Raw genomic sequence first — 24,641 nt, 5'->3', positions numbered from 1 at the left:
GCGAGCACCGATGATGCGCCCCCTCCGATCCGGCCTCCGCAGAGACCTTGCAAGGACGCTTCGCCGTGTCGTCCGAACCGGCTTCGCGGCGACGACAGCGCTCCTGATCGGCCCGACCGCCGGCGGCGCCAGGGCCGAACCGGCGGCCGCCGCCGCGGTCGCCCTCGTCGTCTCCGTCGACGTGTCGCAATCGGTCGATGACAGCCGCTTCGTTCTGCAGATGGAGGGCATCGCCGAGGCTCTGGAGGATCCGGGCGTGATCGCGGCGATGACCGGCCATCCCGGCGGCACGCTCTTCGCCATGGTCACCTGGGCCGACCGCGCGAGCCTTGCCGTGGGCTGGCGGCGGATCGCCAGCCGTGCCGACGCGTTCGCAGCCGCGGCCCAGGTCCGTGTCACGCCCCGGCAATCGGGCGAGTTCACCTGTCTCGGCCAGATGTTCCGAACCGTCACCGCAAGCGTCCTTCCGGCGATGCCGGTTCCGGCGGAGCGGATCGTTGTCGACGTCTCGGGCGACGGCATCGACAACTGTACCGATCCCGAGAATCTCGAAACGGAGCGGACGGCGCTTCTGGCGGCCGGCGCCACGATCAACGGCCTACCGATCCTGGTCCCGGGCGAGAACGACGTTGTCGGCGCCGGCGCCTACCGGGCTCCGGGCTACGGACTTCGGGCCACGCCGCTCCCGCAGGAGCGCACGGATCTGACGCAGTGGTACAGGTCCCACGTCGTGGCCGGTCCCGGCGCCTTTCTCCTGAAAGCGGCAGGCTACGGCGACTTCTCGCGGGCCCTGCGGCGGAAGTTCGTGATCGAAGTCAGCGGCCTCGTGCCGGGTCGGCGCGACGAGTGACCCCGTTTCGTCGGCGCTCGCAATCAGGCGACGGGTTCAAGCGAAACGGGATCTGGCGGAACGCCCTGCCGTTCGGAGCAGGAAAGGTCCTCGGTACGAGGGCGATCCAGGGGCCAAGGTCGGCGGCCGGCAAAAGCCCCCCGCCATGGCCGACGTTCCCGCGCCGTCCCGTCACGCGACGTTCCGGACAGGTTGCCGCGCCTGCCTGACGGCCTGGGGGATGAGTTCGATCAGCCCGGTGACCTCGCCGGAGGGGCGGGCCGGGCTGTAGAGGAAGCCCTGCGCGCTGTTGCAGCGCCGCAGCCGGAGCAGTTCCGCCTGCTGCTCCGTCTCGACGCCCTCGACGGTGACGTCGATCCTGAGGTCGCCCGCGATGACCATGATCGCCTTGATCACGGCCAGGCATTCCGGCCGGCTGCTCAGGTCGCGCACGAAGGCCCGGTCGATCTTGATCTTGTCGACAGGGTATTGGGTCAGGTAGCTCAGCGACGAGTAGCCCGTCCCGAAATCGTCGAGAGCGATCCGCACCCCCTTCGCACGCAGCGCCTGAAGGTTTTCCAGGACATGCGGTGTGTTGGCGAGGAAGATCGACTCCGTGATCTCGATCTCGAGTCGCTGCGGCGCGAGCCCTGTCGCGTCGAGGGCCGCCTCGACCTCCTGGAAGAAGTCGGGGAGACGGAAGTGGGTCGATGAGATGTTCACGGCAACCCGCATCGGCACAGGCCATGTCAGGGCTTCCGCACAGGCCGTCCGCAAGGCCCAGCGCCCGATCGTGATGACGAAGCCGGTGCTCTCGGCAATCGGGATCAGCTCGGCGGGCGAGACGGGGCCGAGGCCGGGCCGGGTCCAGCGCAGCAACGCCTCGCATCCCACGACCTCGCCGTCCTGCAGGCTCACGAGCGGCTGGTAGTGCAGCTCCATCTCGCCATTCGTCAGGCCGGCCCGCATGGCGCTGTCCAGCTCCCGCCAGCGCTGGACGCGGCGTTCGAGGTCGGCCTCGAAGCATTGCCAGCGGCCCCTGCCGGCCTCCTTGGCGGTGTAGAGGGCGAGGTCGGCCTTCCGCATCAGGTCCTGAAGCTCGGTCGCGTCCTGCGGTGCCCGTGCGATCCCGATGCTGACGCCGATCTCGGCCTGCATGCCCTCGATGAGGTAGGGCCGGTGCAGGGACGCGATGACGGCCTCGGCCAGGATTTCCGCCTCCGCGCTCTCTCGGCCGCGGTGCAGGATCGCGAACTCGTCGCCGCCGAGGCGGAACACTTGCGCGTTCGCATCGACGCTGGCGCACAGGCGGTCGGCGACCTGCCGCAGGAGGTCGTCACCCGCACAATGGCCGGCCGTGTCGTTGACCTTCTTGAAGCCGTCGAGGTCGAGATACAGCAGGTGGACGCGTGGGCCTCCGCTCATGGAGGCCGTGCAGGCCTCCCCCGCCACATCGTGGAAAACGGCCCGGTTCGACAGTCCAGTCAGAGGATCGCGCGTGGCGAGATAGGCGATGTGGGCGTCCGCCTCCCGGCGCTGCGTCACGTCGGAGCCGACGCCGCGGAACCCCGCTAAGGTCCCGCGCTGATCGGTGAAGGGCTTGCCGCTCAACGCGAGCCACCGCAGGCCGGTCGGGGTCTCGACCGCGACGAGGCACTCGTGGAAGGCCTTGCCCTGCCGAAGATGGCTGAGCAGGTCTGGGGTCCGATCCTCGTCCCGGTCCTCCCCGGCACGGAGCAGATCCCGGAACGAGCTGCGCTGAAGCCGCTCGATCGGGCAGCCCAGAGCGTCGGCCATCCGCGGCGACACGTGCTGGAAACGGCCGGTTTCGTTCGTCTCCCAGAGCCAGTCGCTCGTGTTCTCCTCGAACTCGTTGAGGAGAAGGCCGATGGTCTCGCTCTGATCCTCGACGCGGACGCGGTCGAGGATGCGCTGACGCGAGAGGCGGCTCATCCGGTGGACACTCACCCCGACGAAGGTCGCGTAGACGAGGAGCAGGATGGCGATGCTCAGGGCAATCGGCTCGCCGCTGCGGGCCAGCCCGATGAAGCTGCCGACGATTACCGGAATCGCGAAGAGGTAGGAGACCGACAGGAGCGGCCCGACCACGTAGGCGTCGGAGATCAGGCCGGCGGCGATACTGACGACGAGCAGCCGCTCGTCGCTGCTGGCTGAGCAGAAGAGCACGACCGGCATGGTGGCCCAGGCCAGACCCAGCGCGAGAGCGAACCCGGCGGAGATCCGGTAGCCGCGCCCGACGCCGACCTCGGTGACGGCGTCGCCGTAGAGGCGCTGGTAGAGCCAGGTCGTGTAGATGGTCGCCGCGATCACCACGGTGACGACGGCGAGCAGACCAAGCAGATAGGCACGCGGCGCCGAATCCCAGAAGAAGTAGGCGACCGCGACCGCGATGATCAGGTGGGTGACAGCGGAGTAGTTGGCGAGCTTCAAGGTCTCGTCGAGCAATCCGGCGCGAACCTGCAGGCTGTATCGCGCCGGCAGCCCGTCGAGCGTGTCGATGCGCCGAAGCCGATTGATCAAGGCACTGAAGCTCTGCGTCGATGTCGTGGTGTCGTCCGATGTCGTCGTGCCGTCGCGGCGCATCTCGGGGACGGGATCAGTGGGCATGACGCGGGACAACTTTCATCTTCATGCCGCCCTTGGGCCGAAGCGTCACACGAAACTGCGTCGCCGGCATCTCGGCCTTCGCGGGCACGAAGCGGAAGGCCGGCAGAAGCGTGGCGAGGATGACGAGACACTCCGTCAGCGCGAGGCCCATGCCGATGCAGACGCGCGGCCCGGCGCCGAACGGCAGGTAGGCGTAGCGATCGCGCGAGGCCGTCAACTCCGGTGCGAAGCGATCCGGATCGAAGACATCCGGCTGGTCCCACAGTGATTGGTGCCGGTGTAGGGCGTAGACGGGCACATGCACCGATTCCCCGGCCGGGATGACCGTGTCGCCGAGGCGGACCTCCTCCGCCGTCCGCCGGACGATCAGCGGTGCCGGCGGGTACAGGCGCATCACTTCGAGGACGACCTGCCGGGTGAAGGCGAGCCGGTCCAGCGCCTCGGGGGCCGGATCCGCACCGAGGCCTGCGATCTCATCGAGGATGCGAGCCTCGACCGCCGGGTGGTCGGCCAGCACCCGCAAGGTCCATGTTAGGGCGAGCGCCGTGGTCTCGTGGCCGGCCGCGACGAAGGTCAGCAGGTTGTCGATCAGGCTCTCGTCGGACAGGCGCTCCCCTGTCTCCGGGTCTTTGGCCTGCAACAACAGGCCGAGGAGGTCGGCACCGGGTTCGCCGCGCGCGCGGCGCCGTTCGACCGTTCGCGCCACCTCACTCCTGAGGTAACGGACCGCCCTCGCTCCCGCCCGCGCCCCCGGATGCGGCATCCAGGCCGGCGCCCCCAGCATCGAGAGCGCGATCTTCCAGGGAGTCTGGCCGAGATAGGCGTCGATCGCCCGTCCGAACGGCTCGACCTTCAACTGGCTGTCGCCCGATACCATCGTCGCGACGATGACGTCGAAGGTGGTGCGCATCATCTCCGGCAGGATGTCCCGCTCGCCGTCAAAGCGCGCATCCGCGGATCCGTGAGCGGACATCTGGCTGAGCCAGTGCAGGCGCGTGGCGTGGGCGGCCTCCGCCATGGCGGGGATGAAGGCCTTGACCCGGTCCGGCCGGAACATCGGGGCTGCCGTTCTGCGCTGCCCCCGCCAGTGCGGGCCATCCGCCGTCAGGATGCCGGACCCGAGGGCCGGCGCCAGCGCCCGCAGCATGAAAGGCTCGCGCTCCAGAGCTCCGGCCTGATCGACGATCAGGCTGCGGATGTGCCCGGGCGCGCAGACATACGTCGTCCGCTGGCCGAGGAAGCGCGTTGTCACGAGCGGTCGCGTGTAAACCTCGTCCGGCCACGCCTCGATCAGGCTGCGAAGCATCGTGGCGAGCACGGACGGCAACGCGACCGCCTCGGCCAGCGCCTCCTGAAGCGGCGGACCGCCCGCCTCGCATACCCGAAACGTTCCTGCGGATGACATATCGGCGACCTTTCCGTCGCGACCCTCCGCCACCATCGTTAAGTTTTTCGCAGTTCGCCCCTCGCGGATACGGTCAGACCAGACATTATTTCGACGACGAATTCATGTGATGAACGTTCGATTGACGCGCTGCGCTCCGCAATAAACCTCACGTTACGCTCGGCTGTCAGATGGAAACCTTACCCGACGCGCGCTTTGGGTATCCTGCGTCTCCAAAAATATAACTGAGCATATTGCGACCAGAAAACTTGGATTGTGCTGTTGATCGCCGTGGCAGATCGTGGGCAGCACCAGATCAGGGCGGAACGTTAAAGGCCTGAATTGAGTGTTGGGCGAAAGCTCGCTCGATGCACGGAAGCGAACGTTTCCTCACGCCGCGGCAAGCGATACGGTCCGCTCACGCTTCGGTGCCGCCGATCAGGCTCGGCCGGACAGGTTCGCTCATGACGACGTGATCCTCCTGCGGTAAGGGTCGAGCCAATCCGTCGCCGTCTGTTCGGGGGCGCCCACGGAAAGGATCGTTCGTGGCCTCTGTTCTGGCCTCCAATGCCAAGCATGCCTTCGTCGTCGATGGCGGCGAGACGGGCCGACTTGTCCGCTCGCGGGATTGGTCCGCGACCCCGCTCGGGCCGATTGAGGGGTGGCCGCCGACCCTGAAGACCGCGGTCAACATCATGCTCACGTCGCCGGGCCCGGTCTCGATCCTCTGGGGGCCTGAGCGCGTCCAGATCTACAACGACGCGTACATTCCGATCGCGGCGGAGCGGCACCCGGACGCGCTTGGCCAGCCGGTGGCCCAGAATTGGAGCGACGCTTACGAGGCGTTCCTCGCTCCCATCCTCGATCGTGTGTTCGATGGCCAGACGGTCCGGATCGACGAGTATGCGGTGCCGCTGCGGACGCTGTCAGGGCGTGTCGAGCAGCGGTTCTTCACCGGCAGCTTTCAGCCCCTGCATGATGAGACCGGGACGGTCGAAGGTGTCTTTCATCCGCTCTCCGAGGTGACCGGCAACAAGGCGGCCGCCGACGATCAACGCCGCGCCGAACAGGCGCTGCGCGAGAGCGAAATTCGCTACCGACAGATCGTCGAAGGTGCCGAAGACTACGCGATCGTGCGCCTCGACGATCGCGGGATCATCACCACGTGGAACACGGGCGCGGAGCGTCTCACGGGCTTTACGGAGCGCGATGCGATCGGGCAGCCCGGAGATATCCTGTTCACCCCCGAAGATCGGGCCCTGGGCCGGACTGAGGCCGAGTTGAACCGGGCGAGGAGCGACGGGCGAGCGCTGAACGAACGCTGGCACATGCGCAAGGACGGCAGCCGGTTCTGGGCCTCGGGGCTCATGATGCGTCTCGACGCGGACGGCGGCAGCTATCTCAACATGTTCCGCGACCGAACCGCCGAGCACGAGGCGGAGGCGGCGCTGGCCGCCGAAGTCGCGGCGCTCGGGCGGCTGCAGGAGGTGAGCACCCGGCTGGTCGGCGACGAGGCTCCGCAGGCGCTCTACGACGCGATCCTGACCGCCGCCGCCGACCTGATGGGGTCCGAATGCGCAAGCATCCAGATGCTGGATGCAGCCGGTGACCTCAAGCTCCTGGCGCATCGCGGCTACGACCCGCGCTCGGCGGCGTATTGGCAGACGGTCGATGCGCGGTCCGAGAGCACGTGCGGCCTTGCGATGACGACGGGCGAGCGCGTGATCGTGCCCGACGTGGAGGATAGCGGCCTCGCCCACCGCAGCGGCGACCTTCAGTCCTACCGCTGGACGGGGATGCGCGCGATCCAGACAACGCCGCTGTTGTCACGTTCGGGCAAGCCCATCGGCATGATTTCGACGCACTGGAAACAGCCGTACACGCCTCCGGAGCGCGACCTCAAGCTCTTCGACGTGCTCGCCCGCCAGGCTGCCGACGCGATCGAGCGGACGTCGGCTCAGGCAAACTTGCGCGAAAGCGAGGCGAGGCAGGCGTTCCTGCTCTCGCTCTCGGACGCGATGCGCTCGCTCAAGACGCCGGCGGACATCGCCTCGCTGGCGGCCGAGCGTCTCGCCGAGCGTTTCAACCTGAGCCGGGTGTTCTACGCCGAGTTCTTCGGCAGCCTGATGCGGGTCGAGCGCGACTATACGAGAGGTGTCGGCTCGCTCGTCGGTGAGCACGACCTGGCGGCGTTCGGACCGGACCTGCTGCGCGCCTATCACGATAGCCCGATCGTCAAGGTCGACGACGTCCGCACGGACCTGCGGTTCAGCGAGGACGCGCGATCGGGGCTCCTTGCCCGGCAAGTCGGGGCCTACCTCGATGTGGTGCTGTTCGAGCACGAGCGGTGGGTGAGCGTGCTTGCCTTGCAGAGCGCCAAACCCCGGAATTGGACATCCTCCGAAGAGGGTTTGTTCCGGGAGGTCGGCGAGCGCGTCAAAGCCGCCATCGAACGCGCGCGCGCCGAGGATCGGCTTCGCGAGCTGAACGACACGCTTGAGCGGCGGGTCGCCGAGGCGCTTGCCGAGCGTAACATGCTCGCAAAGCTCGTCGAGATGACCGACGTCATGATCATGGCGATCGATCTCGACTACAACATCCTCGCCATCAATGCCGCGAATGCCGACGAGTTCGAGCGCATCTACGGTGTGCGCCCGAAGGCAGGCGACAACATCTTGGCGCTGCTCGCCGACCAGCCGGAGCACCAGGAGCAGGTGCGGATTGGCTGGGCCCAGGGCATGCGCGGCGAGCCGGTCACCTTCGTTGAGGATTACGGCGACCCGACCCGTGTCCGTCCCTATTACGAGGTGAACTTCCGGCCCCTACGCAACGAAAGCGGCGAGCTGATCGGCTTCTACCAATTTGTGACCGACGTCACGGACCGCTTGCGCCGGGAGGCGCAACTCGCCGAGGCGCATGACGCCCTGCGCCAGTCGCAGAAGATGGAGGCGATGGGTCAGCTGACCGGCGGCGTCGCGCACGACTTCAACAATCTGCTGACGCCGATCATCGGCTCGCTCGACATGCTGCAACGAAAGCAGCTCGGAAATGAGCGCGAGCAGCGCCTCATCGCCGGTGCGATGCAATCGGCCGAGCGGGCGAAGACGCTGGTCCAGCGGCTGCTCGCGTTTGCACGTCGTCAGCCGCTGCAGCCGGTGCCGGTCGATGTGGCGAAGCTGGTCACCGGCATGGGCGAACTGGTCGCGAGCACCACCGGTCCGCAGATCAAGATTGTGGTGGAGGCCCCGGACGGCCTGCCGCCGGCCAAGGCCGACCCGAACCAGCTCGAGATGGCGCTTTTGAATCTCGCTGTGAATGCGCGGGATGCCATGATGGAGGGCGGCGGCACGCTGCGCATCTCGACCCGGGTGGAAGACGTAAGAGCGGGTCATCGTACCAAGCTACGGCCCGGCCCGTACCTTTGCTTGTCGGTCGCTGACACGGGCACCGGCATGGATGAGGCGACGATCGCGCGCGCCGTCGAGCCGTTCTTCTCGACCAAAGGCGTCGGCAAGGGGACGGGTCTCGGACTTTCGATGGTGCATGGGCTTGCGTCCCAGCTCGGCGGCGCGCTCGTGATTCAGAGCCGACCCGGGCTCGGCACCAATATCGAGCTGTGGCTGCCGCAAAGCACGGCGGGGCAAGAAGCCGTCAGGCCTGCGGCTGGGACGTCCGAGCTGCCGGCGACGCGCGGAACGGCGCTGCTCGTCGACGACGAGGAAGTCGTGCGGATCAGCACGGCGGATATGCTGACTGATCTGGGCTACGCGGTGGTGGAAGCCACCTCCGCAGAGGAGGCTCTCCATCTTGTCAACACGGGCGAGCACTTCGACCTTCTCGTGACCGATCACCTGATGCCGGGCATGAGCGGAACCGACCTGGCCCGCGCGATACGGACGGCCAAACCTGGCATGCCCGTCCTGCTGGTGTCCGGCTACGCCGAGCGCGAGGGCGTGGACCCAGACCTGGCGCGGCTGAACAAGCCGTTCCGAAAGGACGAACTCGCCTCGAGCCTCGCCCAGCTCATGACCGAACATTGATCAACGGCGTTTTCCGGCGCGCACCCAGGGCCGTATCCGACCTGATGGCATCGGGCCGGCGTCTCTCGGTCTTCGTTTTACCGCGCATTCTTTCGTCGCGCTGGTGCCTACTTCGTCGGAATACGCTCTCAGCGGGCATGCGCGGCGGTTTGAAGTAGAACAACAGTCTGGAGCAGGAGGTCGGAAGCTCGCACGTCCTCTTCGAAGTCGTCCGCCTCCCAGGCTCGCACCAATTGAGCGAACGATCGTGGCGCTGGGCAAGCCCACCCGGCGCTCCGTGCGAGATACGCTTGTGCGACCTGCCGCGTGAACGCCACGCTGTGAGTCCGATCGCGAGCGATGATTTCGCCTCTTCCGGAAGCCCAGCGCGGCAGGTCAGGCGCACATCGAGAGCCGTCTATTCCAAAGGACGCCTATCGGGACGCATACCGGCGAACGGACGCGTTATCGCCCGTTTGCCGCCTCTTGGCGGCTCGCCAGGATCAGGCCGTGGGGCACCCAATCATAGGGCTGCACGTACTCTCCGCGGGCAAGCTTCATGGCGTCGATTGCCGCTTGGGAGCCCTGCATCTGGGCATCCTGAAGGACACTGACCCACAACTCACCGCTCTTCACCGCCGCGATCCCGTCCGACGTTCCGTCGACGCCGCCGACCAGGACCTTGCCCGACAGGCCGGCCGCTTTGAGGGCGGCCGCTGCGCCGAGCGCCATCTCGTCGTTGTTGGCGGCGATGGCGTCGAGCTTCAGGCCGCTTTGCAGCCAAGCCTTCACTTGATCCTGCGCCTGCTGCCGGTTCCAATTGGCGCTGGCTTCCGCCAGGAGGCTTAACCTGGGCCGTTGCCCCAGGATCTCCTTCATGCCGGCGGTGCGCTCCTGGGCGGCGTTGTCGCTGTCCTTGCCCCGCAGGATCGCCACGTTGCCGCGATCCCCGAGGCGCTCCGCGAGCAGGCGCATCTGCACCCGGCCCGCGACGAGATGGTTCGCGCTGACGATCGCCATCCGTTTGGTCACCGCGCCGCTCGGACGCCTGTTGACGAACACCAGCGGAATTCCGGCCGCCGTGGCCATCTCCCGGATCGTCTGGGCGCTGGTGTCGTCGACGGGGTTGACGATCAGGGCCGCCGGCTTCGCCTCGAGGGCGGCCCGGGCCTGAGCGATCTGGGTGCCACTGCTGCCGGACGCCTGCGCTACGTCGACCGAGGCGGATAACTTGGACGCGGCCGTGCTGACGAGGGAGGCCTGCAGGCTGTCGAGAAAACGGTCACCGGCCTCGGGCATCAGGAGGGCGATTCTCGTTTCGGCGCCGGCAGCCGGTGCGGCGAGCGCGGTCAGCAGCAGGGCGGCGGGAAGACGTCGGGTGAGTTGCTTCATGGCGAGCCTCGAAGGGGAGCGGTGAGCGTCAGGCGGCGCGGACGGTGTCGAGGAAGGACTGCACCTGTCGGCGCAGCTGGTCGGAATGCTGGGCGACATCGTCCGAGGCGCCCAGAACCTGCGAGGCGCCCGTGCCGGTTTCCTCCGCGTTGCTCGCCACGCCGGTGATGTTGGCGGTGACCTCACCGATGCCGCTTGAGGCCTGGGCGATGGCCTGAACGATCTCGCGCGTCGCCGCTCCCTGCTCCTCAACCGCCGAGGCGATGGCGGTTGACGTCTCATTGATCGAGCGGATCGAGATCGAGATGCCGCCGATTGCCGAGGCTGTGCGGCCGGTCGAGGATTGGATCGCCTCGATCTTGGCGGTGATCTCGCCAGCCGCCCGGGAGGTCTGGTTGGCGAGTTCCTTCACTTCCGAGGCCACGACCGCGAAGCCGCGGCCGGCTTCCCCGGCCCGCGCGGCCTCGATCGTGGCGTTGAGCGCCAGCAGGTTGGTCTGGCCGGCCAAGCTCGCGATGGTGTCGACCACGTCGCCGATGCTGGTGGCCACGCCCGTCAGCTCGTTCACCAGCGTGCTCACCCCCTCCGCCTCCCGGACAGCGGCCTGCGACATCGCCGAGGAGCGCTCGACCTGCACGCCGATCTCGGTCACCGAGGCATCGAGTTCCTCGGCGGCACCCGCGATCGACTGGATGTTGACGGAGGCTTCCTCGGTCGCCGCGGAGACCGCCACGGCGCGCGCCGAGGTGGCCTCGGCCGACACCGAGAGAAGGCGGGCGGTCGTCTGCATCTGCACGGCCGCCGAGGAGACGGCGGTGACGATGCCGCCGACCGACTGATCGAACACGTCCGCCATCTGCCGCATGGCAACCCGGCGCTGTTCCTCCGCCCCGGCTCGCTGGGCAGCCACCTCGGCTTCGAGGGCCTTGTTGCGGATCATGTTGTCTTTGAAGACCTGGACCGCGACCGCCATCTGGCCGATCTCGTCGCGGCGGCTCTGTTCGGGCACCTCGACGCCGATATCGTCATCCGCGAGGCGGCCCATCACGGTCGTCATGCGCCCGATCGGCTTGGAGATCGTCAGCGTCAGAAGCCAGCCGGCCAGGGTGCAGAGCGCCAGCAGGCAGGCCAGGGCCGCGAGGATCCAGAACCGAGCCGAGGTGCGGATCTCCTGGGCTGCGGCCGTGGCCGCCTCGACCTCCTGCTGACGATAGGCCTGCACGGCCCGCGCCGCGGCGTAGAAGCTGGCAGCCTCCGAGAGCATGTCGCCCTGCAGCACGGCGGTTCCGGTCTCGGTCAGGCCGGCCTTGTCGAGGATAAGGATCTCCTCCTCGACCGCCAGGAAGTGCTGCCAGGCGGTGCGCAGGGTCTCGGCGAGCTGGGTCTCGCGCGCGCCCTCGACCAGGGCGGTGTAGTCGCCCCATGCCTTGGAGAAGGCGATGCGGCTGTCCTCGGCTTCCTGCGCATAGGCACTGCGCTGCGTCCCACCCGGGGGGCCGTAGTGCTGCAGCGCCGTCAGCGCTCGGAGCTGCTGGCTGAGGCGGGCGAGGTCGCCGAGCAGCGTCACGGCTTCGACTTGGCGGGCCAGCGCCATGCCGATCGCCGAGACCTGATCGACCTTGAGGATCGCAAAGCCGCCGGTGAGGCCGGACAGCACCACGAGGAGCGCGAACGTTCCGCTAATCTTCGATGTGATGGAGCGCAGATTGATCGAGCGGAGTCTCTTGCCGGTCGGCATGACAGTGAATCCTCGGAAAGATTTATTCGTCTGAGCTGTTATTGTGAGGCTGTGAATTGTATGAAGTCGTCCCGGTCACCTTGCTGCGCCGGGCCGATGGCTGTCTTGGTCAGAACGTGACACCGCTCTTGACGCCGAAGACGAGGATGTCGGCCCGTTCGGCGACGCCGCCGGGACGGTGGATGAACTGGATGTTGGGCCGGACCACCACGTCCGGAGAGAGGGCGAGGCTGTAGAAGACCTCGAGCGCGCGCTCGTATCCGGGGACCGGCCGGAAGCCGCCATCGAGCAGGTTCGCCGTTTGGATGCTCTGAGCGAGCGAACGGCTGGCATGCGACTGGCCGATGCCGATGCCGATCCAGTCGAGGGGGCGCTCCGCCCAGAAGCCCTTGTAGACGAGGCCGATCGTTTCCTGCCGGTCGATGACCGAGGTCGAGGCGTTCGCCAGTGTGACGCGGACGAAGACGGAGAGGTTGCGCAGCGCGTTGTCGGGATCGGGCCGGTAGAGTTCCTGCACGGCCACGCCGTAGACGCCGCTGCGGTCGCGGTTGGCGATCGGAAGCCCGCCGGCCGACGTCAGGGGCAGGCCGTCGCGGTTGAGGAAGAGGTCGGGGCCGCCGCCGGTCTGGTACCACGCACCGACCGTGTAGCTCCCGCGATAGGCGAAAGGCGGGAGCGTCGGGAAGGCGGCGGCCTCGACGATGGCCAGCGCACCGTTGGCGCCGGTGGGATCGAAGTTGAAGCCGTCTTCGAGGTCGCGCGGATTGACCTGATAGACGCCGGCCATGAGGTAGCCGGTGTCGAGATTGCCGACCCGCAGGCGGGCCGCATATTGCGAGACCGGCCAGTTGTACCAGTAATTGCCGACCAGGTTGCCGGGCTGGTTGCCGCAGAAGGTCAGGTTCTGGAACTCGCAGGGAAAGCCGGCGAAGTCAGCGCTGACGGGCAGGCGGCCGAACTTGAGATCGACGAACTCGCTGAAGCGCTGGGTGTAGGAGAGTTGGGTCAGGCGCGGGAAGCGACCGCGGCCGAAGATCTCCTCGGTCTGCTGGAGCACGTCGAGGCGCTGGTCCGCGGTGAGGCCGCGGCCGAAGCGGTAGGTCAGGGCGAGGTTGAAGGTGCCGCCCGCAAGGCCGGCGAAGCGGTCCATGTCTACCGCGGCGCGCAGGGCGAGCTGTCCGGCACCGCGCAGGGACTGATAGGGACCGCCCTGGATATTGGTCGAGGTCTGGTAGTCGAAGCTGCCATCCGTGCGGATGCCGGCGCGGAGGAGGTCGTCGCGCAGGCCTCCGAAATTGCCCAGCACGCCCCATTGCGGCGTGGCGCTCAGGGTGTCGAGGCTGCCGGGTGGGGTCGGGCGGGTTGAATCCGCCGTCGAGGGGCGCGCCAAAGACGGGATGGTATCGAAGGCCGGTCGTCCCGGCACGGAGGAACGGCGCTGGCGCGAAATTGAGCCGCCGCTCTCGGCAGGGGGAACGGACCCGATTTCGGGACCGGCCTGCGCGAGGGCAGGGGCGTTCCCTGACGCGACGAGGTGCACCATCGCAAGCGAGAGCGACAGAACGAGGCATCTTCCTGGGGGCGTCATCGTCTTCACTATCCGGGCAGTAGGCCGATCTATGCAGTGATCCGGATGGAGTTTTACAGCATCGCTTTCTCTAAAAGCGGAAGCTGCAGTACTGCATAAGGCCAGCAGCTCAAAGCTGCTATACAGATGTCCTACTTAACTTGTGCTAATGAAATGTTTCGGCCGGTTATTGTTTTTTCTTGAGTCAAGCTGTCGGATAGACGGAATTATAATGTGATAATGATCAGTCTTGCTGCTTATATTTCAATCAAATCTTTAGATCGCCCGATCTGAGATAGGGCTTGCTCGGTCAGGTCGTCCCTGGCCGAACCGATCGCCGTTTGGCGGCGATCTGAAACAGCCTCGGAGCGAAGGGTTCGCCCGGCGCGCGACCGGGCGTCGGCTCACGGTGCCGGATGGGGCGCACGCCCGACGGCATTCAGGTTGAGGGTCTTGCGGGTGCCGGCGACGGCCTCGGCGGTGACCGGCGGCGCGGCGTTGCCCCAGCTGTTGCGGATGTAGGTCAGAGCAGCGGCAATCTGTTGGTCCGACAGATTCCAGGCGAAGGACGGCATGGCCGCCCCCGTCGGGTTCTCGCGCGTGATGGCGCCGCGGGCGCCCGCGAGCACGGTCCGGACGATGCCGGCGACTTCGTGCGACTGGATGGCGCTGTTGCCGGGGAAGCTCGGCGTCATGTGCCGGATCCCGGTGCCGTCGGAAGCGTGGCACGCCTTGCACTGCGAGTCGAAGACGCGCTTGCCCTGGGCCATGACGGGTCCGGTGACGGTGGCGCGCGGCGCCTCGGTCGCGGGGCCCGGCGGCACGGTCTGGAGATAGTCGGCGATGGCAGCGAGGTCGGCGTCGGTCAGGTGCTGGGTCGAGTTCGTAACCGCCTCGGCCATCGGCCCGGAGGCGACCGCCATCCGGTTGCTGCCGATCTTGAGATACTGGACGATGTCATCCTTCGACCAGTCGCCGATGCCGCCGGCCTTGCTCGTGGTGATGTCCGGGGCGTACCACGATTGCAGAACCTCGCCGTGATAGGCCTTGCTGGTCTTGTCGCCGCCGAGGACGTTCTTCGGCGTGTGGCAGGCGCCGCAATGGGCGAGGGCATCGGAGAGGTAGGCACCGCGATTCCAGATGGCGGATCGGTCGGCGCGCAGCTCGAACCGCTTCTGTTCGAAGAACAGCAGGTTCCAGCCCATCAGCAGGGCGCGGATGTTGAAGGGGAAGGGAAGCTGGTTGGTGACGACGGCGTTACGGACCGGCGGCACCGTCTTCATGTAGAGCCACAGGTCGTGAACGTCCTGATCGGACATCTTGGTGTAGCTCGTATACGGCATCGCCGGGTACAGGTGCTGCCCGTCCTTGCCGAGCCCCTCGCGCAGGGCGCGCGTGAACTCCGCCTCGGTCCAGCGGCCGATGCCGGTCTCCTCGTCCGAGGTGATGTTGCTCGACAGCAGCGTGCCGAACGGCGTCTCCAGAGCATAGCCGCCGGAGAACGGCTTCCCGCTCTTCGGATTGCTGTGGCAGGCGACGCAGTCGGCGGCGACCGCGATGTAGCGCCCGCGCTCGATCGCGGGATCGGGCTCCGTCTTCGGCGCCTCCACTACCTGAGGCGTATCGACGTCGTTCTTCTGAACCGGGGCCGGCTCGGTCTCGGCCGAGGCGACGAGGCCGAGCGGCAGGCAGAGCGCGAGCGCCGCCGTGGCGAGGAGGGTGCGGAAGCGCAAGGTCACGGTCGTCACCTCAATTCGCCACCAGCGGACCGCGCTTGTCGAGATACGTCTCGATGATCGCCTTTGCAGTCCAGAGCGTCAGGGCGCCGACCGTTCCGGTCGGGTTGTAGCCGGCATTGTTGGGAAAGGACGACGCGCCGAGGACGAAGACGTTGTGCACGTCCCAGCTCTGCTGGAAGCGGTTCAGCGCGCTGGTCTTCGGATCGAGCCCCATCACGGCCCCGCCATTGGTGTGGTCGCTGGCGAGTTGATAGGGCGAGGCGTGCTGGTTGGTGGCGTTGGTGCCGACGACGACCTTCGCCCCCATCTTCCGGCCGATCTCGACGCTCTTGTCCTCGATCAGCTTCGCCGAGCGGCGGTCGTTCTCGTTGTAATCGTAGGTCAGGCGCAGCAGCGGCAGGCCGTGGATGTCCTTGTACTCGGGGTCGAGGCCGAGGAAGGCGTCCGTGTGCGCGAAGCTCGTGCCCTGGCCGAAGATGAAGGTCCCGTTCTGGAAGCTGTGGGTGTAGGCCTTCTTCCAGTCGCTGCCCCAGCGGGGCGTTCCAGGCGGGACGAAGTCGGCATTGCCGATCGGGCGGGCGCCGCGGGAGACGACGAGGATGCCGGCGCCGCCGATGAAGCCCATGCCGGCATGATCGAAGTTGTCGCCGTTGAAGTCGTCGACCTGGGCCGACAGCGCGCCGGCGCCGATGAACTGGTTCAGGTACTCGTTCTCGAAGAAGATGTTCGCGCCGGACACGGTCTGGAAGCTGTAGGCCCGGCCGACGACGCCTTCCCCGGACGCGTGATCGTAGGGCTTGCCGATCTTCGAGAGCAGCATCAGCCGGACGTTCTGCATCTGGAAGGCGGAGAAGACGACGATGTCGGCGGGCTGCTCCCAGGTGCGGTTGTCCTTGTCGACATAGGTCACGCCGGTGGCGGTCTTGCCGTCGGGTGCGAGGTTGGCGCGCAGGACCGTGGACTCGGTGAGAACGCTGAAGTTCTCGCGCTGCATCAGCGCCGGGACGACGCAGTTGTTGGGCGTCGATTTCGACCAGTTGCCGCAGCCGTAATACAGGCAGTAGCCGCAATAAGTGCACGGCCCCATCCGGACGCCGAGCGGGTTGGTGTAGGCCGCTGAGGTCTGGCCCGCCGGGACCATGAAGGGATGATAGCCGAGGCTCGCCGAAGCCTCGGTGAACAGGTCGGTCAGACGGGTCGTCTTGAGCGGCGGCAGCGGATACTCGTCCGATCGCGCCCCCTCGAAGATGTTGCCGCCGGGAATCTTCTCGCCCTTGAGGTTGCCGGCCTTGCCGGAGACGCCGGCGATCTTCTCGAACCGATCGTAGAAGGGTTCGAGGTCGTCGTAGGTCACGCCCCAATCTTGCACGATCAGGCCGTCGGCGATCTGCTCGGCGCCGTAGCGCTGCACGGTCATGCTGTAGGGCTGGAAGTCGAACGGCAGGAAGCGCCACGCCATGCCGGCCCAGTGGGTGCCGGACCCGCCGACGTTGTAGCCCCATTCGTTGAAGTTCCAGTCCCGCGCGGGCAGCGCCTTCTGGGACGGGTCGTTGCGGAAGGTGATAGTCTCGATCGCCGGCGGCAGCAGCATCGCCCGCCGCGTGTCCCAGCGCAGCTCGTCCATGTCGACGGAGGGCGGGAAGTCGACGGCCGTCTCGACCCAGGGACCGCGCTCGATGGCGACGACGGTGAGGCCCGCCCGGGTCAGTTCCTCGGCCATGAGCGAGCCGCACCAGCCGAGTCCGACGATCACGGCATCTACTTTTGGGCGAACGTTGGTCATCTCGGACGACAGCTTTCAGAACGACCGAAGGGTAGAGATTAAAGTGACTTGTCGATCATGCTGACCGGAACGAAGTCGAGCTTCTTTCCCTTCAAATCGATGACGTCGCGGAAGTCGTACTGTGCTCCGGGAAAGCCGAGCATCCTCCAACTGACCAAGTCCTTGTTGCCGCCGTAGAGTGGGTCGGCGAGGAAGCCCTCGCGGACATTCTGCAGAATCTGCTCGAACATCTCCTTCGCATCGACCGGCTCGAGATCGAGCGTTCCGGCCTCCATTGCCGAGAGGATCTTGTCCTGTTCAGCCGGCGGCAGGTTCGCGTATCCCTTGCCGTGGGCCGCGCGGCAGTGGCGGTCGAGGGCGGCGAGGCCGAGTCGGTAGCGGTCGGCCGGAGCGAGGGGAGACTGGATGCCCTGCTCGGCGGTCCCCTTGACGAAGCGGCCGAGGCGGTACTGCGTCGCCGCCCGGCCGTAGGGGCCGGCGAGTTCACGGTCGATGAAGCGGGCGCAGCCCGCCTCCTTGCCGCCGACGCTCAGGTCGTCCGCCGGGACGATCCGATCGGCCATGGCGCCGATAGCCTCGGCCTCCGCGGGGGTGAAGAAGGTCCAGCGCTCCGGACCGGGTTCAGGCAGGGGCGGAACATTGGCCTGACCGGGCTCCCAGGGCATCTCGCCGCTGAGTTCCGCGGCCTGCGCGGCAGAGGCGTTGCCAGCAAGAGCCGCCACCGAGGCGAGTATCTGCCTTCTGTTCATAGGTCCCCCGTGTCGACAATTCAGTCGACATGCGCACGGCCTTGAGAGTGCGACGCGCATTATCGCTCACTTGCCGGAAGCGCGATGCGATCCGGAGCAAGCAATAAGGTCGGGCGTCACATAAGACTTGAGAACGTGAGTGCGCGCAGCGTCGGCGGCACGCTAGGCAGTTACGGCAGCGTCATCATTGTGCCGGAACCGCCTGACCTCTCGTTGAATTATCATATCTATAAATCAAGCCCGCGCGGCGGTCTCTTGCCGAAACGGACATGGTGTTTCTCCGCGCCGGCGGAAATCCGGCGCCGGTGCGTCGGGGCCCGTCCTCACACAGCAAGATGGCCCGATCCCGACGGGGGAGATCGGCGCGGCGCCGGGCGCGATCGATGGCTCTCGCCAAGCGCGCAAGTGTCCCTTGCTCCGACCGCCAGCAACCAACAATTGCGCCTCCTCTTTCCCTCCCCATGGTGCCACCGCATTTCACCCGTCGATCCGCGCTTGCTGCGCTTGCCGCCAGCGGAGTTCTGCCTTCCATGTCGATGACCACCGCACCGGAGGCGCGTGCGGCCTCCGCCCAGACGCCTGTCCTCACGGTCGCGGCCCAGTCCCGCTGGCTGTGCAACGGCGTCGCCGCCGCGCCGGACGGCACGCTGTTCCTCGGCCTGCCGCGCTTTCCCGACCACACCGAGACCCCCTCGCTCGTCAGGGTCGAGCCGGACGGAGCCCTGTCGCCGTTCCCCGGTGGGACGTGGAACGCCTGGAGCCAGGGCAAGGACGGGCGCGACGCCTTCGTCATGGTCAACGCCGTCCACGTCTTCAACGACGGGACGCTGTGGGTGGTCGATCAGGGCACGGTGGCAGGCCGCGCCGTGCCGGGGGCTCAGAAGATCGTCCGCCTCGATCCCCGCACCGGGACCGTGCTCGCGGTGCTCCGCTTTGGCGACAGCATCCTGCCGGCCGGCGCGACGATGAACGACCTGCGCCTGCACGACCACATGCTCTACGTCACCGATTCCGGGCTCGGCGGCATCATCGTCCACGATCTGGCGGCGAACCGGACCCTGCGCCGGCTCTCCGGTCATCCGCTGCTGCGCAAGCCCGACGGCGCGGCGCAGAAGGGGCAGGCCGGCCGCGTCCTGGCCGATGCCGCCGGCCGCCGCCCGGCGGTCGCCAGCGACATGATCGAACTCGATGCCGACGGGGCCTGGCTCTACTGGGCGACGCCGACCGGGCCGGTCCGCCGGATCGCGACGGCCCTGCTCGCGGACGAGACCCTGACGGATGCCGAACTCGCGGCAGCGATCCAGACCATCGCCGAGATCCCGACCATCAGCGGCACGGCGATGGACACGCTGGGCAACCTCTACCTGTCCGATGCCGAGAACCGCCGGATCGCCGTGCTGACGCCGCAGGGGCGGATGCTGACGCTGGTGCAGGACGACCGGCTGGCCTCGCCCGACGCGTTGTTCATCGACGGGCAGCGGCGCCTCTGCATCCCAGCTTCCCAGCTCGAAAACCTCGCCGCCAACACCGGGGGGGACGACCGCACGCGGGCCCCCTGGCAGGTCCTTTCCCTGCCACTGCCGCGGGAGCTTGCCGGCATCCGGCTCGGCGACGCGGTGACCGGCCGCCCGCCGTCACGAGGCCTGTCCGACATCTATGGCATCGAGCATGTCGCGATGACGGTCCCAGACATGGAGGCGGCGATCCGCTTCCTTGAGCAGGCCTTCGGCGCGACGCTGCTCTACCGCCATCTCAAGCTGACGGACCAGCCGCTCACGGCGGCCGATGTCGGCCGGATCAATGGCCTGCCGGAGACCGCGACCATGCGCGGCGCCTGTCAGATGCGCCTCGGCAACGGGGCGAATATCGAGCTGTTCCAGCTCACGGGGATCGGCCGCACCGAGGCGGCGGGGATCAACGACATCGGCCTCAACCATTTCAGCATGGTCGTGGACGACATCGCCCAGGCGACGAAGCGGTTCGCGGCCGCGGGCGGGACGCTGCTCGAAGGCCCCAACGACCTCGGCCTCAACGAGACCGGGGCGGGCAACCAGCTCTGGTTCGGCCGGATGCCATGGGGCACCTGGGTCGAGTTCATGACCTTCCGCTCGCCGCTCCGCTACGACGCCGGCGCGACCCAGGAGCGCCGGTTTCCGGCCCGCGGCTGATCCGGCCTCAGGTGCCGGCCCCAGCCGGCACCGACTTGCGCGCGATGGGGCGAGGCGCCGAAGGACTCGCAGGATCGCCGATACGCCAACCTACGGCTCGACCGGACGGGAGCCTATGCGCGCGAGCCATGCCCGACCACGTTGGATCGGATCACGCCCCCAAGTCTTTGCTGTGACAAGTCTTTGCTGTGGCCCGCTTTATTTCGCCGAACCGGCGTCCACTTCGTCGGAGAGCACTCTAAGGCCGCGGCGCGGCGTTCCGGCGATCCAGCAGGTACGACACCGCCCAGATCGCGAAGCCCGAGAGGGCGAGGCCCATGCCGACAAGACCCGTCGCCGGCAGGCCGAACCCGGCTGCCAGCGCGAGGCCGGCCAACCACGGCCCGAGCGCGTTGGCGGTGTTGAAGGCGGAGTGATTCAGGGCCGCCGCCATCGTCTGCGCCTCCTCGGCCACGTCCATCAATCGAGCCTGCAGCAGGCTCGACAGGCCGCCGCCGGAGCCGATCAGGAACGCCGCGGCCACCATGGTCCAGAGGTTCCCGGTCGAGACGGGGTAGAGAGCGAGCGCACCGGCGCTCCACAGGAGCGTGAAGCCGATCGCCGGCATCAGGGCCCGGTCGCCGGCCCAGGCGCAGACGAAGGTTCCAGCGGTGAGGCCGAGGCCGAACACCGCGAGCACCGCAGGGATCGCCGAAGGGGAGGATTGCGTCACCTCGAGCAGGGTCGAGGCGAGATAGGTGTAGACCGAGAACAGGCCACCGAAGCCGACGGCGCCGGTCATCAGGGTGAGCCAGACCTGCCCCCGCTTCAGGGCGCCGAGTTCGCGCAGGGCACTGGCGCCCTGGACGGGCTGGCCGAGGGGCGCGAAGAGCTGCACCAGGATCGCCGTGAGGGTGGCGAGCGCCGCCACGAGGGCGAAGCTCCAGCGCCAGCCGACGGCCTGTCCGATGCCGTTGGCGAGCGGCACGCCGACCATGGTGGCCACCGACAGGCCGAGGATCACCCGCGAGACTGCCTGCGTCCGGCGCTCCCGCGGCACGAGCGAGGCGGCCACCAGGGAGGCCACGCCGAAATAGGCGCCGTGCGGCAGCCCGGCGATGAAGCGGAAGGCCAGCATCCAACCGTAATCCGGCGCGAGCGCCGAGAGGGCGTTGCCGGCGGCGAAGAGCAGCATGAGGGTGACGAGCAGCGTGCGGCGGGCGAAGCGCGCGGCCAGCACCGCGATCAGCGGCGCGCCGACCACCACGCCCAGCGCGTAGGCGCTGATGACGTGGCTGGCCGTTGGCGCATCGATACCGAGTTCCGGGGCGAAGGCCGGCAGCAAGCTCATCGCGGCGAATTCTGTGGTGCCGATGGCAAAGCCCCCGACCGCGAGGACGAGCAGAACGATGCTGGGATGGCGCCCCCGCTCGGCGCGCGCAGGCAGCGCCTCCTCGGGAGCCTCTGCATCGCGAGGGCGGTTCTCGGTCGTCTCGGTCAGGGTCATCGTGGATCGCTTGCAAGCGCCAAGCCCCGACGCGACCGCGACTCCGGCCCCGGCGGGGATGACGAAAAAAGGGCGAGCGGGACGGACCGGGTGGCGGTTACGCCCGATCCGTCCCGGCCTCGTTTCTCCCGGTGCAGCTTCGGCCCGCTGCCGCTCAGTTCAGCGGAGACTTGTCCTTGCCCCGGCCCGGATTGGAGGTGTTCACGAGGTCCGGCGGGGCTTGCGCCGGCAGGCTCTGGACCTGTCGCGCCGTATCGATGCGCTTCGTGCGGGTGAACGGCTCGAGCCGCACCGGGCCACCGCTCTCCAGCGCCTTCAGGATGCCCTCGATCACGCGCAGGTCGGCGTAGCCCTCCTCGGCATCGGGCTCGGGATCGGTGCCGTTGAGGATGCAATCGGAGAAGTATTTCAGCTCGCCGCCGAAATGGTCGGTGTTCTCGAAGCTCTCGTGGCTCTTGCTCTCGCCGAGCGTCACCGTGCGCTCCAGCGGCTTGCCGTACATGTAGGCCGGATTGACCTCGACGCTGCCCTCGGTGCCGACCACGGCATAGCTGTCCAGTACGTTGCCGTAATAGGACAGCACGAACTGCGCGAGGCGGTTGTTCGGAAAGCGCAGCGTCACCGCGACCGTGTCGTCGAAGTCGCCGAACCCGGCCTCCGGGTGGCGCACGCCGACGGCCGAGACCACTTCGGTCGGCTCGTCGCCGAACAGGAAGCGGACGGCGTTGATCGGATAGGGGCCCACGTCGAAGATCGGGCCTGCCACGACGCCGTTCTTCGCCCGGTGGTTCTCCGGCGAGACCATCTGCGTGAAGGTCGAGGAGAAGGTCAGGATCTCGCCGAGCTTGCCGGAGCGGATCAGGTCGATCGTGGCCAGCGTCGCCGGCTCGAAATGCAGCCGGTAGGCGACCATCAGCTTGGCCGAGGAGCCGGCCTGCGCCGCCATGATCTCCCGACACTTCTCCGTCGAGATCTCGAGCGGCTTCTCCACCAGCACGTGGATTCCGGCCTTGAGCGCCGGGATCGCGAATTCGGCGTGGCGCCAGTTCGGGGTGGCGAGGTAGATCGCGTCGATCGTGCCCGAGGCGAGCAGCGCGTCGAACTGCTCGTAGCCGTAGGTGTCGGTGACGCCGTACTGCTCGCCGATCCGGCGCGCCTTCTCGGGATCGCTGGTGACGAAGGCCGCAACCTCCGAGTTGCCGGTATGCGCCACGCCCGGCAGCATCGCCTCCTGCGCAATGTCGCCGAGGCCGACGAAGGCATATCGGACGGTCTTGCCCTCGACGGGGCGGGGGATGGTCTGACCGGTCATGGAAGACTTTTCCGTGGGCGGGATTGGCTGACGAAAGGTCGGGACGAGCCGGGCGGCCGCGATGGGGTTGCCTCCCTCCGGGCAGACCCCGTTGGGCAGACCGCGTTCGGGCCGCACATGATCGGACAACCGACCGGGGGGGCGATCTGCTCCGCCTTGATCCGGCAAGGCTGATTACGCTCCCAGGCAAGAATGGCGGGAGCCGGCCGGTCTCAACCGTTACCGGAGCCGGTTCGAGCTCGCGGCCACGACCAAGCGATTTCGCTGACAATTAAATGTGAATGGAGGGCGCCGGTCGTCGCGGGCGCTTGATACCACCACATCCGGCGATCTAATGCGCCGGATGGGCCGGCTCGACAGTATCGATGATCTTCGCGTCTTCGACGCCATCGTGCGTGCCGGTAGCCTGTCCGGTGCCGCGCAGGACCTCGATGTCTCGCTCACCCTGGTCTCTAAGCGGCTCAAGCGCCTGGAGGCGCAACTTGGCGTCCGTCTGCTCCAGCGAACGACACGCCAGCTCGGGCTGACCGAGGAGGGGCAGGAATTCCTGGGGCGCTGTCGGGTGGCCCTGGACGCCATCCAGGCGGCGGAGGAGGTCTGCGGCGACGGGGCAAGCGGCATCGTCCGCGTGACGGCCACGGCGGCCTTCGCGCAGCGGCAGATCGCGCCGCGCCTGCCCCGCTTCCTCGCCCGCCATCCCGGCATCTCGGTCCAGATCCTGACCAGCGACGACGTTCTCGACCTTGTGGAGCGCCGCATCGATGTGGCGATGCGGCAAGCGCCCCTTGTCGACAGTCGCCTGATCGCCCGTGCGCTCGTTCCGGACGCGCGCGTTCTGTGCGCATCGCCGGCCTATCTCGCGCGGGCCGGTACCCCGCGCGATCCCTTCGACCTCGTCAGTCATGCCTGCCTGACGGTGGGCGATCCGGCGCCGACCCAGTGGCAGTTGTGGCGCGGTGAGGAGGCGGCCGCGGTCCCGATCCGCTCCGCGGCCGGCGGCAACGACGGGGAGATCTGCCATGTCGCTGCCTTGGCGGATCTCGGCATCGCGATGAAGGCCGCCTGGGATGTGGTTGACGACGTGCGGGCCGGCCGCCTCGTGCGCATCCTTCCGGAATGGTGGGGCGGGACGGATCGATGGGTCCGCATCGTCTATCCCGCGCGCCTGCATCAGCCCCGGCGGGTTCGTGCCTTCATCGCCTTCATGGAAGACGAGATGACACAAGCCCTGGCCGCGAGCGCAGATCTCGGTCTGTTCGAGGGTGCGGCCCTGGCGAAGCTGCAGCCGCGCATCGAGGCCGCCCGATGCCGTACCGGGTCCGGCCTCGCCGAGGCGGAGCCGGGCTGACCGACCCGCTGACGACGGGTTTCGGACAGGCCCGTCAGAGCGCGGTGATCAGGGAAAGAGCGCCGAGGACAATCCCCGGGGCATTGGCGAAAGAAACCGGCCAGTCCCGGCGCAGCGCGCCGTAGGTCGTCCACAGGCCGCAATTCACCACCGTGGCGAGCGGCTGAATGACCGAGCCCTTCTGACCGGAGAGGTTCAGCTGGATCTGGTCGAGATAGGACGCGAACATGAGGACGCCGGTAATGGTCGCGATCCAGCCGAGCCAGCGCACGAAGCGGTCGCCGGCGCTGACGCTGGCAGCCCGATTGATGACATCTACGTCCGAACTCAAAAGTCTTCCCTTTCGGCAGGAACTTGCCGCCCACGGTCGGTGACGGATCTCGCTTGCGCGCACCATGGCCGCAACGGCCATCGCTGCCGTCCATGGTGTCACCCACTAACGCCCAGCGGCGGCCGGCAGAACTGTCCGGAATGGCAAGACACCCTGTCGAACCCGGCC

The 24,641-nt window shown here is 67.6% G+C and carries 15 protein-coding genes; 4 read left to right on the top strand and 11 right to left on the bottom strand.

Annotated elements, in window-relative coordinates; all coding sequences use genetic code 11:
• The first annotated feature begins 10 nt into the window (after positions 1-10).
• Positions 11-850: a DUF1194 domain-containing protein gene (locus tag OVA30_RS02990; protein WP_268174567.1), complete on the top strand. Its 840-nt coding sequence runs from the start codon at positions 11-13 to the stop codon at positions 848-850.
• A gap of 171 nt (positions 851-1,021) precedes the next feature.
• Here the strand turns inward: OVA30_RS02990 and OVA30_RS02985 are convergent, their stop codons facing one another.
• Together OVA30_RS02985 and OVA30_RS02980 are read right to left on the bottom strand one after the other, a co-directional pair.
• Positions 1,022-3,457, bottom strand: a complete 2,436-nt coding sequence (locus OVA30_RS02985) for a putative bifunctional diguanylate cyclase/phosphodiesterase (protein ID WP_268174566.1) — start codon at positions 3,455-3,457, stop codon at positions 1,022-1,024.
• Positions 3,447-4,862 carry a cytochrome P450 gene (locus tag OVA30_RS02980; protein ID WP_268174565.1) on the bottom strand — a complete coding sequence of 472 codons (1,416 nt, stop codon included), beginning with the start codon at positions 4,860-4,862 and terminating at the stop codon, positions 3,447-3,449. Before OVA30_RS02980 ends, OVA30_RS02985 begins: the two co-directional genes overlap by 11 nt.
• A 524-nt stretch (positions 4,863-5,386) precedes the next feature.
• Between OVA30_RS02980 and OVA30_RS02975 the strand changes: the two genes are divergently transcribed.
• Positions 5,387-8,881 carry a PAS domain S-box protein gene (locus tag OVA30_RS02975; RefSeq protein WP_268174564.1) on the top strand — a complete coding sequence of 1,165 codons (3,495 nt, stop codon included), beginning with the start codon at positions 5,387-5,389 and terminating at the stop codon, positions 8,879-8,881.
• Between the two features lie 444 nt (positions 8,882-9,325).
• On the opposite strand, the gene OVA30_RS02970 is transcribed toward OVA30_RS02975, so the two are convergent.
• The 6 genes from OVA30_RS02970 to OVA30_RS02945 form a co-directional block, all read right to left on the bottom strand.
• The gene (locus tag OVA30_RS02970; protein ID WP_268174563.1) at positions 9,326-10,252 is read right to left on the bottom strand and encodes a substrate-binding domain-containing protein; all 927 of its coding nucleotides are present in this window, start codon (positions 10,250-10,252) and stop codon (positions 9,326-9,328) included.
• A 28-nt stretch (positions 10,253-10,280) separates the two neighbouring features.
• Positions 10,281-11,990, bottom strand: a complete 1,710-nt coding sequence (locus OVA30_RS02965) for a methyl-accepting chemotaxis protein (RefSeq protein ID WP_268174562.1) — start codon at positions 11,988-11,990, stop codon at positions 10,281-10,283.
• A 109-nt stretch (positions 11,991-12,099) separates the two neighbouring features.
• Entirely contained in the window at positions 12,100-13,380 is a 1,281-nt protein-coding gene (locus OVA30_RS02960; protein WP_268174561.1) for a carbohydrate porin, read from the bottom strand.
• 581 nt (positions 13,381-13,961) lie between these two features.
• On the bottom strand, positions 13,962-15,305 hold the full coding sequence (locus OVA30_RS02955; protein WP_268174560.1) for a c-type cytochrome: 1,344 nt from the start codon (positions 15,303-15,305) through the stop codon (positions 13,962-13,964).
• 1 nt (position 15,306) lies between these two features.
• Positions 15,307-17,079 carry a GMC family oxidoreductase gene (locus tag OVA30_RS02950; RefSeq protein WP_268174559.1) on the bottom strand — a complete coding sequence of 591 codons (1,773 nt, stop codon included), beginning with the start codon at positions 17,077-17,079 and terminating at the stop codon, positions 15,307-15,309.
• A gap of 38 nt (positions 17,080-17,117) precedes the next feature.
• Positions 17,118-17,801: a gluconate 2-dehydrogenase subunit 3 family protein gene (locus OVA30_RS02945; RefSeq protein ID WP_268174558.1), complete on the bottom strand. Its 684-nt coding sequence runs from the start codon at positions 17,799-17,801 to the stop codon at positions 17,118-17,120.
• Positions 17,802-18,358: 557 nt separating this feature from the next.
• On the opposite strand from OVA30_RS02945, the gene OVA30_RS02940 reads away from it, so the two are divergent.
• Positions 18,359-19,996, top strand: a complete 1,638-nt coding sequence (locus tag OVA30_RS02940; protein ID WP_268174557.1) for an L-dopachrome tautomerase-related protein — start codon at positions 18,359-18,361, stop codon at positions 19,994-19,996.
• Between the two features lie 238 nt (positions 19,997-20,234).
• Here OVA30_RS02940 and OVA30_RS02935 read toward each other — a convergent pair whose 3' ends face one another.
• Positions 20,235-21,482 (bottom strand): MFS transporter, encoded by a 1,248-nt coding sequence (locus tag OVA30_RS02935; protein WP_268174556.1) that lies wholly within the window; start codon positions 21,480-21,482, stop codon positions 20,235-20,237.
• A gap of 154 nt (positions 21,483-21,636) precedes the next feature.
• Positions 21,637-22,794 carry a Gfo/Idh/MocA family protein gene (locus tag OVA30_RS02930; protein ID WP_268174555.1) on the bottom strand — a complete coding sequence of 386 codons (1,158 nt, stop codon included), beginning with the start codon at positions 22,792-22,794 and terminating at the stop codon, positions 21,637-21,639.
• A gap of 343 nt (positions 22,795-23,137) precedes the next feature.
• On the opposite strand from OVA30_RS02930, the gene OVA30_RS02925 reads away from it, so the two are divergent.
• Positions 23,138-24,142: a LysR family transcriptional regulator gene (locus OVA30_RS02925; protein WP_268174554.1), complete on the top strand. Its 1,005-nt coding sequence runs from the start codon at positions 23,138-23,140 to the stop codon at positions 24,140-24,142.
• 34 nt (positions 24,143-24,176) lie between these two features.
• On the opposite strand, the gene OVA30_RS02920 is transcribed toward OVA30_RS02925, so the two are convergent.
• A complete protein-coding gene (locus OVA30_RS02920) occupies positions 24,177-24,554 on the bottom strand; it encodes a SemiSWEET family transporter (protein WP_268174553.1) in 378 nt (125 codons plus the stop codon).
• Positions 24,555-24,641: the final 87 nt, after the last annotated feature.

This window comes from Methylorubrum sp. SL192, assembly GCF_026672325.1.
GTDB classification, from domain to species: Bacteria; Pseudomonadota; Alphaproteobacteria; order Rhizobiales; family Beijerinckiaceae; genus Methylobacterium; species Methylobacterium extorquens.
This window is presented reverse-complemented; position numbering and strand designations above follow the sequence as displayed.

Excerpts from the sequence above, each read along its gene's own strand:
- OVA30_RS02990 (WP_268174567.1), top strand. The coding sequence starts at position 11 with ATGATGCGCCCCCTCCGATCCGGCCTCCGCAGAGACCTTGCAAGGACG.
- OVA30_RS02925 (WP_268174554.1), top strand. The coding sequence starts at position 23,138 with ATGGGCCGGCTCGACAGTATCGATGATCTTCGCGTCTTCGACGCCATC.
- OVA30_RS02965 (WP_268174562.1), bottom strand. The coding sequence starts at position 11,990 with ATGCCGACCGGCAAGAGACTCCGCTCGATCAATCTGCGCTCCATCACA.
- OVA30_RS02985 (WP_268174566.1), bottom strand. The coding sequence starts at position 3,457 with ATGCCCACTGATCCCGTCCCCGAGATGCGCCGCGACGGCACGACGACA.
- OVA30_RS02920 (WP_268174553.1), bottom strand. The coding sequence starts at position 24,554 with ATGGCCGTTGCGGCCATGGTGCGCGCAAGCGAGATCCGTCACCGACCG.
- OVA30_RS02980 (WP_268174565.1), bottom strand. The coding sequence starts at position 4,862 with ATGTCATCCGCAGGAACGTTTCGGGTATGCGAGGCGGGCGGTCCGCCG.
- OVA30_RS02930 (WP_268174555.1), bottom strand. The coding sequence starts at position 22,794 with ATGACCGGTCAGACCATCCCCCGCCCCGTCGAGGGCAAGACCGTCCGA.
- OVA30_RS02935 (WP_268174556.1), bottom strand. The coding sequence starts at position 21,482 with ATGACCCTGACCGAGACGACCGAGAACCGCCCTCGCGATGCAGAGGCT.
- OVA30_RS02970 (WP_268174563.1), bottom strand. The coding sequence starts at position 10,252 with ATGAAGCAACTCACCCGACGTCTTCCCGCCGCCCTGCTGCTGACCGCG.
- OVA30_RS02950 (WP_268174559.1), bottom strand. The coding sequence starts at position 17,079 with ATGACCAACGTTCGCCCAAAAGTAGATGCCGTGATCGTCGGACTCGGC.
- OVA30_RS02940 (WP_268174557.1), top strand. The coding sequence starts at position 18,359 with ATGTCGATGACCACCGCACCGGAGGCGCGTGCGGCCTCCGCCCAGACG.